This is a genomic window from Paenibacillus sp. 453mf, from assembly GCF_900116105.1.
GTDB classification, from domain to species: domain Bacteria; phylum Bacillota; class Bacilli; order Paenibacillales; family Paenibacillaceae; genus Paenibacillus; species Paenibacillus provencensis.
This window is the reverse complement of record NZ_FPAC01000020.1, coordinates 1-12,767: the sequence shown is the minus strand read 5'-3', so window position 1 is coordinate 12,767 and position 12,767 is coordinate 1. Positions and strand designations below refer to the sequence as shown.

Genomic DNA, 12,767 nt, shown 5'->3' with positions numbered 1-12,767 from the left:
CATCTTTTGTCTACTCTCGGAAGTATACGAATGCCAGACAAGTACCAGGAGCACTACGAGCTGAAGCCCTAGCAACAGGCACGAGGCTGCTCCCTTCGCTCCGGACGAGATCCGCGCGTTCTATAGCGCCACTGGCGCCGTCTCACACACCCAGTACGGCCCCGTTTATCCTTTGCCTTTTTCGGAAGTATCGAGCGCCAGACACTCACCAGGAGCGCCCACGAGCTGAAGCCTGAGCAACCGACACGTTGCTGCTCCCCGGACCCTAGCAGCTTCATAGTGCCCACCGGGCCCACAATCATGAGAGAGTGAGACATCTATGTTAAACGAAAACATTGTGCGGGTCATCGACCATAAGCCCGCCAATAGATAAACAAAGTAAACTACTATTGAAATTTCGGATATTTTCGGCTATATAAATTTACCGAATTTTAAATATCCCACCGTAAGTGCATATTGATGCTATAATTACAATGCCGATTTAGGACAATGGATATGGGTTAATTTACCCATTTTCACTTAGTAATTCTATTCAGCCCTATATTTTTCATTATGTCAAACAAAATAGGGGAAAATTTTAATCAAAGGAGTACATACACATGAGCCATCACCTAAAACAGCTTTTGGATCGAGGAGTTACCCTTAAAAGACAGGGGGATCTTGAAGGAGCGAGGGATTGTTACATTCAAGCTTTGAAAGAAGATCCAACCGAAATGATGATCTATATTAATCTTGGAAAAGTAGCACATTTACTTAAGTCACAAGATTTAGCTATTCGCTCTTATCTTGCGGCAGCCCACCTTCAAGTTTCCCCTGTAGAAATTGCTATTGAACAAAACTCCTTGCCGATACATCTAAAAATTCATTACGATAATTTTCCGAAAGCAATTCTAGACCAACTGCCCCGAAAATCTGGGTTCATTATTTTTATTGACTCCAATACACCAAGACATGCAGCACATTCATTAATTGATTTGTCCTCGGAAGCTATGAGAAATAATCCTCAACTCACAACCTTTGCGGAAGTTTATAACGCACATATCTTTGGAAACGGGCAACATGAGGAAGTTCTATTAAAACATGGTATTTCAATTAATGATCAAATTAGTAGTGACGAAGAAAACTATATTCCGTTGGGTAGGGAATTTTTTATTGATAAGCTTAAATGGGAAAGTCTTCATAGAAATGATGTTTTAAACTTATATTTTTAGAGACTAACAAACGAGAAGATAAAGCACCCGTTAAGGGTGCTTTTAATCTACGCCAATGGTTCAGAATTAAAGTTAGAGACATAAGGAGACTATTACCTCGCGATAGTGGACATTATCAGAAACGTGAAGCTTACATTGGTGCTTGAAAAGTTCCAAGATAACTATGATACTTTATGAATGTATAATGTTAAGGAGGGGGAAGTTTGTGGGATTCTCTAGATTTTTATCAAGAGTTTCTGTTTTAGTCGGAATAGCAATTGCTATATATTTTTATCCTGAATGGGGATGGGGTTCTATTTTAGCAGGTTTTGGAGGCTTTGCTTTTCTTACTTTTTTAGCTTTTATACTAGCCAAAGGGCAAAATATCTCAGATGTTCATGTTGCACCTGCTAACAATAATGCAACACCAAACCCACATTTCCTTGACTCTGCAGCTAAAGTTGGTGAAAACCTAGGGCACCAAACGTTACTTGGAATAGATGCATTTGAAACAGGTTTAACTAAGGCAGATCTAGCAAGTGAACAACGAGAGCTAAAATTCTTGTTATCTTACATTATGACCTCTTCCTCAGAAATGATAATCGGGGACAATATCTTTTCAGATACTCTGAATGCATACTTTGATAAAGCTTTAATTAACTCTCGTGATATGGTGAATTATAGTGATCGCTGGAGAACTTATAATGGGGTAATTGCGAGAAGTAAAGGTGAAGGTTCTGACATAAACCACAGTTTAGCAAAATCAATGTGTGAAATTTATTTGAATGATACCAGTAGCACTTCTACTCATCAAGTTACAGAATTAATTAGTGAGTTGTCATCAGCGTATAGTAAAGTTCTCTTAGAGTTTAAGCCCAAAGCGGATAAAGAACTTAAACGATTGAGTTAATTAAAAAACTCCAGTTCAGCGGTTTCCAAATTTGAATCATCCTTATGCTTGCATTATCATCGGTTCGTTTTGATAGTCAAATTATGTAAAGCGAATAATACCCTAGTAGGTATACCCGTTCAATAAAAAGCAGCCGATTATGTTTAATCGGCTGCGGTTAACTTTATGAACAAGGACTTACTATCTGAGGTAATGACATTTAGCGCAACTCATCATCCAACGGTACAATGATTTCATCTAGCACAATTTTCCATTGACGCTTCATCTCTGGTGCGTATTTCAATGGCTTTGCATCTGGATGTATGGCTTTATACTTATCAAACTGCTTGCTATTAATTATACTTCCGATATTTGGGATCGGATCAATGCCGATTACATATTGAACCGCAGATAAATAAAGTTCATTCTCCTCCACAAACCAAGTTTGCGCAAATTCCTGAATCGTCGTGTTACGTGCGTTCTTGAAGAATCTCCGTTTCACTACTAGAATATCTTCTTCGGCGTCTATCTCTTTAGTGTCAATCGCGTTTAAAATCGCTCGGTATACGCCTTTAACAATTTCTGATTTTTTCAGTTTTTGCAGAGCCTTTTCGATCTCGTCACGGATATTTTGATTATTGGCCAAGTATGATTCCAATAATCGATCAATATAGGTTGAGTCTATATCATAGATCTTAATGGTATTATCTCCATAGAATTCTATGTCCGAAAAGTTGGGGCTGGGTCCGTCGCCGTCGCTGACTTCAACGATTAATGATCCCTTAACCGTATTGTAAATACCAATATACTCTTCTAAAGTCTTCGCCTGTTCTTGAAGTGCCGTTGATTTTTCCATCTCATCGTTGTAGTCATCGTAAGTTACCAAAGCTTCAAAGGCGTTGTTTAACTCCTGGAATGCCTTCACAAATTCAATCCGGGTTTCTAGGGCCGAGTGTTCGTTGATGTCACTTGGATCTGGAACTAGTTTGGTTAGCTTTTTGTGAGCCTTCTGGAAACGTTTCTTGGATTCATCATACGTTGGATAAACAAGAGTAGATTCCTCTTGGGCATGTGAATACAACTTCGTGGCATCCTTCACATTTTGCTCCATTGATGCAGGCTTTCGGAAGGTGACGATCAATCCCTTTTTCTTGTCTGGGTAGGTACGATTCGTCCGAGAGAAAGCCTGGATCAAATTGGCGTAACTCAAATTTCGATCTACAAATAACGTTTGGATGGTTGGAGCATCGAACCCAGTCAACAGGCGATCTACAACAATGACCAGGTCAATTTGTTTTCCAAGTTGTTTAAATTCCGCTTTCTTACGGGCTAACCGATTATTGATATCGCCATTATATCGTTCAATATCCTCTATAGACCAAGCCGTACGATAGTAATCGTTATAATCCTTTATGATTCCCTTCATCTCATCTTGAATTTGTTTGGAATTCTCTTCATTTTCCTGCATCGAATAGGTGATAGCAATCCGAGGGAAGTCTGGATCCTCAATGGTACGGCCTGTTCGAATCGGATGCCCGGCAAATTCTTTCGTTAACCACTCCGGATCTTGAGTCATCTCTTTAATCGCCTGATAATACCGTTTGGCCATATCAATGGAGCTTGTGGTTAAGATAGCAGACTTTTGCGGCCGACCGTTTTGGAAATCAAACTTGATGTAGGCATTATCAGGCCGAAAGATCTTATGGATCACCTTCTGGATATGTTCATCACTTTCAAATGTAGAAGGATCAAGATAAGATTCCTTCTCTATTCCTTCCATTTGATCGATTCGTTCATTAATATCATCATCACTATCATCAGGGAACTTCATGCGAAGTTGTTTATGAATATGATTATTTAATGAAGTAGGCTCAATCGTATCGTCATGTTCTACCTGGAACCCCAATACAGCCCCGTCATCCAAAGCATTCTTGATCGTATACGTGTGCAAGACTTCTCCATACTGATCATGCGTGGTACGAGCCAGTTGTCCTTTTGCCTGCTTTTTATTTTCCTTAAATATCGGCGTGCCTGTAAAACCAAACCATGTGGAGTTGGGGAAGAATCCCTTGATCGCATCCATTCCTTCTGCACTTAGCGCCCGATGGCATTCATCTACGACAAAAACAATATGCTGCCCCAGCAGCTTCTTGAAACGCTGGGTGCCTTTTTGCGCTTCCTGTTTCTGAGCATAGCGTAAGGCTGCCTCTAATTTTTGGCGAGTCGTAATAATTACGATATTAGAATTGGCATCAGATAATAGTGTATTGCTCAGTTCTTTAGCACTTCCGGTTCCGACAATCAAACTGTTAGACCTGGCATTACCTAAAGAAATACCAGTATTAAATTCGGAAGCAAATTTGGTAAATTCGGTTGTTGTCTGGTTGTCCAAGTCTTTTCGGTCAATGAGCATAATGGTACGATCTACACCGGGTTTGCGAGCTAATAACTTCGTCGAAACAAAACTGGTCAAGGTTTTCCCCGAACCGGTGGCATGCCATATATGGCCAGATTGATGCTTCATGGCAGCGGTAAATAATGCTTCAATTGCATGGATTTGATACGGCTGCAACACCATTAAGGCTTTATTATCCTGATCCTCGCTCACAATCGTATAATTGGCAATCAAACGATGCGCATCCGGAATATTTAAGACTTGTTTTACGAATTCGTAGAGATTTTCTACTTTTCGATTGTCTGTTGTCCGCCAACCGAAGATAAACTTCTTATGCATATATTTAGGTAATGCATTAGCAAAATAACGCGTTGTTTGTTCGTTAGAAATGACGAAGATTTGCAGCGTAGAAAAGATATTATTTCGAAACATCCCTTCCTCTGCGTATTTCTTAATTTGATGATAGGCTTGAAACACGCCGTCTTTCGCACTGGCTTGTTTGAGTTCAATTTGAACAATAGGCAGGCCATTAATTAATAGGGTCACATCAAACCGGCGATCACGGTCATCAACGTTAGCCTTTTTTTTCGCAATCTGATGAACAACCTCATATGTAGAGATTCCGCCGCCAATGTCTTGATTCGAATACAGGACTAAAGACATTGATCCTAGGGATACATCTTCACGTTCAATCGTAATCCGAGCAATTCCATTCTCCCCTTTGAGCCATTTAGCAGCATCAAAGGGGGTTTGGGTTTTCAATAGTAATTCGGTTTTGATCGTGTCAAATTCCTTATCAGAAATGGGATGTTCCCCAATTTCTGATAAGTTGTTTTGCGTAAGTTTCTGACGTAGGTTTTTCCATAAGTCTTCTTCTGATTTTAGGTCCGGACGATAATTCCACTGATTACGTCCTTCGCCAAGTACTTCGATGAGGCGCCTTTCTATTTCAGCTTCATCATTATGCGGTATCTTCGTCATCGGTTTTCCTCTCTTCTAGTTGATTAGACAAACATTTTTTGTAGGAATGCTTTTTTTGTTTCTTTTAGGGCATCTAGTTCGCGCTGATGAAGGGTGATGAGGTTATCGAGACTGTCAAAAAAGTCGGCAATTAGTATTTGTTCACTTACAGAGGGTAAAATAATCGGAAGCTTTTTTATCAATTCAGCGTTGTAGCTTTGCTGCTTTGTTCCCTGTGTGTATTGTAATCCGTATTCTTGGCCTACTTTTCGATACCATTGAAACAAGAATGATGAATTAAGTAACTTTTCGTTAGGATACAATGCCATACATGACTGGTTTAAAGTAGTATCTATTCCTAACTTTGCACAGTTTCCCCGAGTTCCAGCTGCTTCTAATCCGGTTATTGCCATCACAAATGTACCCTTTGGAACAATTTTTAGATTAGCACTTTTTCTTCCATCTTCTGTAATTTTTTCAATAGTTTTAGAAACAACACCTCTGTTTAACTCACCACTAGAAAGCCAATTAATATCTCCCTCCCAAAAACTAGTATTCTCTCTCGAAGGGGTTTGACCATTATACTGATTGTCTATAACCTCCCCCAATTTACGCTCTTCCCAATCTCCAGTAAATCCCGGAAACCGAATCTTCGGCACAGACGCCCCTTCTGCTGGAAACATTTCTTGCAAGAAACCCTGTTTTGTTTGTTTTAGGGTGGTTAGTTCATGCTGATGAAGATCGATCGTGTCGTCCAGTTGTTTAAAGAGTTTTCCTATTTTAGCTTGTTCTTCAATTTGAGGGACAAAAATGCTCTTTGAAAGTAATTCTTCTTTTGTAATTCCTTTAATTGAAGTGCCTTGAACAGCGTTTAGTTCTCCTCGTAGCTTTTTGTAAATTGCATATACGCTATACCATACATCTGCTTTCAGGTTACTCAATGACAAAAAATCTTGACTAGTAGTATATTGAGTTGGCATTATAGCAAGCTTCCCGACACCTACACGAGTGACAATAGCAATAGAGTTTTGGGGGATTAATTTTGTTGCGGACTTTCTTAATCCAGATTCAGAAATATGCTTTTTCGGGGCAACTCCAAACAAGTGATTTTCTGTTAAATCAGATGATTGTATCCAAGGTATATTTCCATTCCAATACTCTTCGTTAGATGTTGTAGGTGTACCTCCTCCGTAAGTGTCAGCCGCAATCTCCCCCAACCTACGATGTTCCCAAGTGTCAGTGAATCCTGCAAATCTGATCTCTGGTGTGCGCTTATTTTCCACGATTAAACACCTCTAATGCTCCCTTGATCCATTCTGCGTTTTCTTCTTCATGTTGCAGTGAAGAAATCATGTTGTATAGGCTGGATTCGAGTTGTTCTTTTTCTTTTCGGATGTCTTGAATAGTTGAACCGATTTTGGCCATATCAATAGGCTCTTCTTCTTCAAAGGTATCAACGTAACGAGGAATGTTTAGATTAAAGTCATTTTCTTTAATCTCCTCAAATGTAACGACATGGGCATATTTCTCAACATTTTCTCGTCTTTTATAAGTCTCGACAATCTTATCAATATGTTCTTTAGAAAGATTGTTTTGGTTCTTTCCTTTTTTGAATTCATGACTTGCATCAATAAATAATACATCACGAGTCGTACGGTTTTTCTTTAAAATGATGACAGTTGTTGGAATTGAGGTCCCGTAGAATAGGTTTGCCGGCATACCAATGACCGCATCAATACTTCCATCCTCCAATAGTTTCTTCCGGATCACACCTTCTGCAGCTCCGCGGAAAAGTACCCCATGCGGTAAAACGATGGCCATGGTTCCGGAATCTTTCAGATGGTAGAACCCATGTAAAAGAAAGGCAAAGTCTGCTTTCGATTTTGGCGCTAATTTCCCGTACCGGTTAAAACGTGAATCATCTAGGAAAGTATCATCTGAAGACCAATTGGCGGAGTAAGGTGGATTCATAAGGACAGAATCAAAGGTGTATGGCTCATCTGTCGGCCAGTCTTTGTTCAAGGTGTCCCCGTTGCGTAAACGCATGTCTTCTTTATCTACACCGTGCAAAATAAGATTCATCTTTGCTAGGTTGTAAGTCGTTGTATTGAGCTCTTGACCATGATACTTTACATTATCCGGATAGTTTATATAGTTTCGGACATTCAGCATTAATGAACCTGAGCCCATTGTGGGGTCAAATACGCTAAACAATTTCTTGTCTTCTTGGCCGATGGCAGCTATACGGGCCATCATGTCGGAAACTTCGTGAGGGGTATAGAACTCACCGGCCTTTTTACCAGCCTCAGAAGCAAATTGGCTAATCAAAAACTCATAGGCATCCCCAATGATATCGCCGTTATGTCCAAGCACATTAATATCATTTAATTTCTTCAAAACTTCGGTAATGGTAATGTTTCGTTGTTGGTCATCGGATCCTAGTTTTTTGGATGTCAGATCCACATCATCAAACAATCCATTAAACTGGTCATACTTGGTAGACAGATCGATGAAAGCTTTATTCAAGTCATTTAACTGAAATATGTTTTGTTTTGCCTGATTAGTCAATACATTGAATAAACTATCTGGTCCAATGTCATATCCTAATGTATCTACTAATGTGTCAATTAAATCCTTTTCCACTTCTTTATCGGCCAATAAGCTTCTATACAGTTGGGTTTGTTTTTCTTGTGTGTTGTATTCTTCTTTCGATTCATCAGCGATTTCAACTACTTTTTCTAATAATTTATCGGATAAGTACTTGTAAAAAATCAGTCCTAGTAAGTAGTTTTTGTATTCTGATGCATCCATTTTGCTACGCAGGTTGTCTGCGGCACTAAATAATTTAGAGTTTAATTCAGCCATGTTAGAGTCCTCACTTGTCTATTGTTGGTCTAATTGATTCAATATTTCTAAATAAAGTTTCTCTTCAAGTTGTGCTTGCTTCTTAGCTAAAGCATGGTGTTTTTTTAAAGTGAAATAAGCTTTACCTACAGTCCGTTGTTTCTCAATAGTTGGCAACTTAATTTCAAACTCTTTAAGAATTGCTGGGGTTAATTTAGGTACAATACTACCTTGCATGGAAATCGCCATTTGTTTTTTCACGGAATAGGATTCATTCAAGGCATAGCATAAATAGCAGGGATCCAGAGTCCTATGATCAAAAATGAGCTTCGCAAAGTTCTGGTTGATGATTTTTCCTTGGTTTAAGTCACTTACGATCCCTGCCTTGGAACTCACAAAACTGAAAACAACATCTCCAGTACTGCTCAAATAGCCATCTGTCTGTTTATGATAAAGATTAGCCTGGAAGTCAATAAATGAGCCCTCTAAATCATTTACTAAATCCTCGTATGAATAGGCAACTAAAGTTAGATCATTTTTCTCATTTCCTCTGGAAAGGTTTTTTCCTATTCTAACCGTTACAACATCTTCAAGCTTCATATCCCACCCTCATCCTAAAAAAAAGTATTTCTTTAGAATTACTTGACGTCAGCGATTTAAATCTTGGGGTAGTACCAGCGAAGCTGACACCACCCGCAAAGTAGATGTTATTAAATGGGAAATTTGTTGATGACCTCGTTGTACTCCTGCTGTGCATCAGTGATTGCCAGTTTTGAATAGACTTCCAACGACTTCCGGCTTTCGTGGCCGGAATACGGTTGTATGAGTGCGTCATCGATGCCCTGCTTTTTAAGCCAAGTCAACAGGAAATGTCGTAGCTTATGCGGCGACAGATTTTGTACAAGACCGGCTTCCTCCGAATATTTAGCCAAAATCTTTCGTATTCCCCGATCCGTATATTTTTTCTTCCACGATGATTCGAACAAGTAAACCGCCTGCTTCTTTTTCATTGAATCGGCGTGCATGGCCAGCATTTCCTTGAACGATTGAGGGAAAGGGACAATGCGATCCTTATTCCCCTTGCCCTTATTAATCCGGATTTGGCAGTAGTGGAAATCAACATCGGACAATTTGATATTGATCAGCTCGCTTACCCGAACGCCGGTATATAGCAGCGTCTTGACGATCATCATGTCTTGAAAGTTCTTCGCTTGCCAAACCACATCGTAGTAGCGCTTAAGCTCCTCTTCTGTAGGTACATAGGGGAGCTTCTTCGCTGTTTTTGGAACCTCTACCTCCAGCTCTGCTCGAAGATGCTGAAACAGGCTTTTGAGATAGTCATAATCTGGCCGTTCCCCTCGGAGATACTTCGCCAGCTCCTTCGCTTTGCGTTTCGGGGATATGCGTCTTTCACTCACGCAATAACACCTTCTTCCAACGGAAGGCGTTCACTCATGTTCAGCCTAAATGTGCCGTAAGGGTTTACGTGCGTGTAGATCAGCGGGGTAAGCGCCCGCAAGTCTTCCGAAGTCATCATATCGAACCATTTGCGGTCGGATAGGATGCTTTGAAGCATAATGGTATTGATGTAAACCAGGCAGTTTTGCAGAAGGTGAAGAGACAATACGGCTAGCTCTTGATCTTCTAACCGGTTGGTAGCGATTTCTCCGCCTTTGCCGTAAAAGATAAAGCTGTTGGCCGAGTTCCAATTTTCCACGACATTCAAGCCTTCATTGATCTCGCGGCGCAGCTCCTCCGAGTGCAGGTAATCGCAGAGGAATATCGTTTTGACTGCTTTGCCGAGTTCCCCCAAAGCTTGATAGGTCGGATGCTTTAAATTATTACGGGTAAATCGTTTCAAGATTGCTTCTGTTTCGGCGGTTCCGAGTCGGAGAGCCGTAGCGTACTTCATCATTTGATCGTATTGCTGCCGAATTAGCTCCCAGTTGATTGGGCGGGTCAGCACCGGCTGCAAATTCGGATAGGCATCGGTCATGCCTGGTTCGGGCCGGTAAAGTTTTTGCGAATGAATCGCTTTGAGCCGTGGCATGAGCTGATAGCCCAAAAGGTAACAAAATGCGAACGCAACCTCGCTCTGGCCGTGTGAATCCACGTAATTCTTCTCGACCTCCATTTCGGTACAATGACGAAGCAATCCTTCCATCATGGCAGCGACTTCAGAGGAGGAGCACGATTTGAGCTGCGAGTAAATGCATGTCGAATTCTTCTCAACGTGCCAATATATCATAACGCCGCGGCCGCGGTACCGGATATGCCATTCGGTCATCAGATTTTGATCCCATGCACCAAATTTTTTTGAATCCGATGCACAGGATGTCGTGGCATCGCCCCAAATCTCCTGCATCCGAACGCGAAAAATCGCATTAACCACTTCGGATATCGCATTTCGGAGATTGTCCTTATGAATGAATTTCCTGCGGACGTACAGCAAGTCTTTGTAGCTTTCTCCATGCTCACCGGCACTCACACGTTTCAAGCCGGTATTCGTCCCGAGGCCATAAAGGGATAGGATGAGTCTCTTTTGCAGCGTATCCCTGCTTAACGCTTCGCGTACAGCAACAGTCTTGAATTTTTCAGTAAATCCGACACGAAGATCGGCCTCTTTTAAAATGTCCAACAGGCTCGTCATTGGCCAGCGCCGAAGCATCTCTGATTTTATCCGTGATAGGTTGACTGGCTCTGCTTGTGGTTCTAACGGAGATAAGCTAATCCAACCATTACCCTTCTCCGTGATCCGGACCTTGGGGTTTTTCTGGAGACCGGTATCAAGCTTTTCTAATCCATCTTTCATGGCCTGCTTCAACGTTGCAATGAATGCTTCTGCATCCAGCGGCTGCTTTAAAGCCTTATAATTTTCTTCCCGCCGTTCTTCGAAGTCTGTCGGCAAGTCATCGTCCGGATTCCGGTATCGGTTCGCTCCGGCCACCCATATTTCCTTGCAACGAAGCTTTTCCCGTAAAGCTTGCAGAACGCTTATCTCATAATTCATCCGATTAATTCGCTCTTGGCCTTTCTCGTCCTTCTCAACAATGATTTCTTTATTAACCGTCCGGATTACACCATCTACCGGGATTTCTTCGGACATTGGCAAATAATGATGGCCGGTGTCAGAATATTTCTTTACCAGTTCCAGCGCACGAATCACTGGCCGATGCACTTCATTGTTTGATCGGAATTCCAGAATGCCTAGTATTTCGGGAACCATACGGCGGTAGTGACTCCCATAGGAAGCCCGAATAATGGTATGGATTTTCTCACGGTAAGCCGGTCCGGTATGCTTGAATTCTTTTATCAAATCCCGTAACGTTTGCTCATTTACGACCGGGAAAATGACATCACGAATTACTCCGTCTGGATTGTTGACGGCAGACTGGGCCATGTTGAATAAAATGCCATACTTATTGCTTACTTTCCGTAGGTCATTCAGAATTTCCTTCTCGACCTTGCGTTCTGCCCGTACTCCTATTCGATGGACGATTTGAATAAGTAGCTCAATCAAATTGTCCGTTATCTCCATACTCCTTAGCCAGAAGAATGCGGCCAACAATGTGTAACGGATCGGATCAGGGTGGCGACGAAGTTCCCGGAGATCCTCTGTTGCGGTCCGCTGCCGGTACTTGGTCAATACTTTAAGAGGGATATCACGAAACAGATTATCCGGAAGCTCCAGATTTCGAATCGTTCGCAGCTTGCTTACTTCTCTTAACACACTTTCGACACCTGGTTTGCCCGGATCAGCTTTTAACTCTTGAAAAGAAAGAAGTCCCTCGTCGCTGCCGCCTTGGTCTTCATCTAGAAATGCGATACTATCTACGAGTGAATCCAGTTTGGACAAAGATGCCGCAGGCAACTTTTCCAATGTGACTTGGAAAAATTGTTCCTCATATGTACGGATTGCGGCTCTGATAAGTCGCTCAATGCGATCAGGCGTAGGCGGTACAACTTTCATCTCCCGAAATCGCCCGTATACGGTCTCGACCAAATGTTCGAAATCGTGATCTTGGAATAATACGCTTTTGCATAGCCAATCGATTACCTCTTCGGCATCATTGATGGTATCCTCACGAAAGCCAAAAAACTCCCTGATTTGTGTTCGATGGTAGGTAATGGAGCGACCAGTCCAATCGTATTGTGCGTACAGCTCTGCCGGTGCCTCGATCTGCTTTGCTATGTATTGAATTACTGCTTTGGGCACTTCGAATTTTTGGAAGGGGAATCGCGCTTCGTATTGGAAAAACTTAAACAGAACAGCAAACCCCAACCGAGTCTCCCCCGACTTATTGCCGACTTGCTGCATTTCGTTGGGAAGAAACGTAAAATGCTCAATTAACTCCTCCAGCTCCCAATTTCGCTTCACTTGATCCCCTCCGAGTAAAGTTCCTAAAATGGTTAGAATCGGAATTTTAATCATTAAATTTAGTATACCGAAGCATACTTAATGAGGCAATGTGGAGCAAAAAGCTATCAT

The 12,767-nt window shown here is 41.5% G+C and carries 9 protein-coding genes; 3 read left to right on the top strand and 6 right to left on the bottom strand.

The features are described 5' to 3' along the window. The 3 genes from BM415_RS25385 to BM415_RS24525 form a co-directional block, all read left to right on the top strand. Window positions 1-236, top strand: a 236-nt coding sequence (locus BM415_RS25385; RefSeq protein ID WP_211753685.1) for a hypothetical protein, incomplete at its 5' end; no start/stop codon positions are given. Between the two features lie 363 nt (window positions 237-599). Further along, on the top strand, window positions 600-1,211 hold the full coding sequence (locus tag BM415_RS24530) for a hypothetical protein (protein WP_091161982.1): 612 nt from the start codon (window positions 600-602) through the stop codon (window positions 1,209-1,211). Window positions 1,212-1,416: 205 nt separating this feature from the next. Further along, window positions 1,417-2,100, top strand: a complete 684-nt coding sequence (locus BM415_RS24525; RefSeq protein WP_091161981.1) for an ATP synthase subunit I — start codon at window positions 1,417-1,419, stop codon at window positions 2,098-2,100. A gap of 199 nt (window positions 2,101-2,299) precedes the next feature. Here BM415_RS24525 and BM415_RS24520 read toward each other — a convergent pair whose 3' ends face one another. The 6 genes from BM415_RS24520 to BM415_RS24495 form a co-directional block, all read right to left on the bottom strand. Then, a complete protein-coding gene (locus BM415_RS24520; RefSeq protein ID WP_091161979.1) occupies window positions 2,300-5,455 on the bottom strand; it encodes a type I restriction endonuclease subunit R in 3,156 nt (1,051 codons plus the stop codon). A 23-nt stretch (window positions 5,456-5,478) separates the two neighbouring features. Further along, window positions 5,479-6,717 carry a restriction endonuclease subunit S gene (locus tag BM415_RS24515; protein WP_091161978.1) on the bottom strand — a complete coding sequence of 413 codons (1,239 nt, stop codon included), beginning with the start codon at window positions 6,715-6,717 and terminating at the stop codon, window positions 5,479-5,481. Further along, complete coding sequence (locus tag BM415_RS24510; RefSeq protein WP_091161976.1) at window positions 6,707-8,299, bottom strand: type I restriction-modification system subunit M; 1,593 nt, start codon at window positions 8,297-8,299, stop codon at window positions 6,707-6,709. Before BM415_RS24510 ends, BM415_RS24515 begins: the two co-directional genes overlap by 11 nt. An 18-nt stretch (window positions 8,300-8,317) precedes the next feature. Continuing rightward, on the bottom strand, window positions 8,318-8,878 hold the full coding sequence (locus BM415_RS24505; protein ID WP_091161974.1) for a restriction endonuclease subunit S: 561 nt from the start codon (window positions 8,876-8,878) through the stop codon (window positions 8,318-8,320). 110 nt (window positions 8,879-8,988) lie between these two features. Beyond that, complete coding sequence (locus BM415_RS24500; protein ID WP_006211811.1) at window positions 8,989-9,696, bottom strand: tyrosine-type recombinase/integrase; 708 nt, start codon at window positions 9,694-9,696, stop codon at window positions 8,989-8,991. Beyond that, entirely contained in the window at window positions 9,693-12,656 is a 2,964-nt protein-coding gene (locus BM415_RS24495) for a Tn3 family transposase (RefSeq protein ID WP_024631230.1), read from the bottom strand. Before BM415_RS24495 ends, BM415_RS24500 begins: the two co-directional genes overlap by 4 nt. Between the last annotated feature and the right edge of the window lie 111 nt (window positions 12,657-12,767).

What these genes read in the sequence shown, in the direction of transcription:
- BM415_RS24530 (WP_091161982.1), top strand. Translation starts at nt 600, where the DNA reads ATGAGCCATCACCTAAAACAGCTTTTGGATCGAGGAGTTACCCTTAAA.
- BM415_RS24520 (WP_091161979.1), bottom strand. Translation starts at nt 5,455, where the DNA reads ATGACGAAGATACCGCATAATGATGAAGCTGAAATAGAAAGGCGCCTC.
- BM415_RS24510 (WP_091161976.1), bottom strand. Translation starts at nt 8,299, where the DNA reads ATGGCTGAATTAAACTCTAAATTATTTAGTGCCGCAGACAACCTGCGT.
- BM415_RS24505 (WP_091161974.1), bottom strand. Translation starts at nt 8,878, where the DNA reads ATGAAGCTTGAAGATGTTGTAACGGTTAGAATAGGAAAAAACCTTTCC.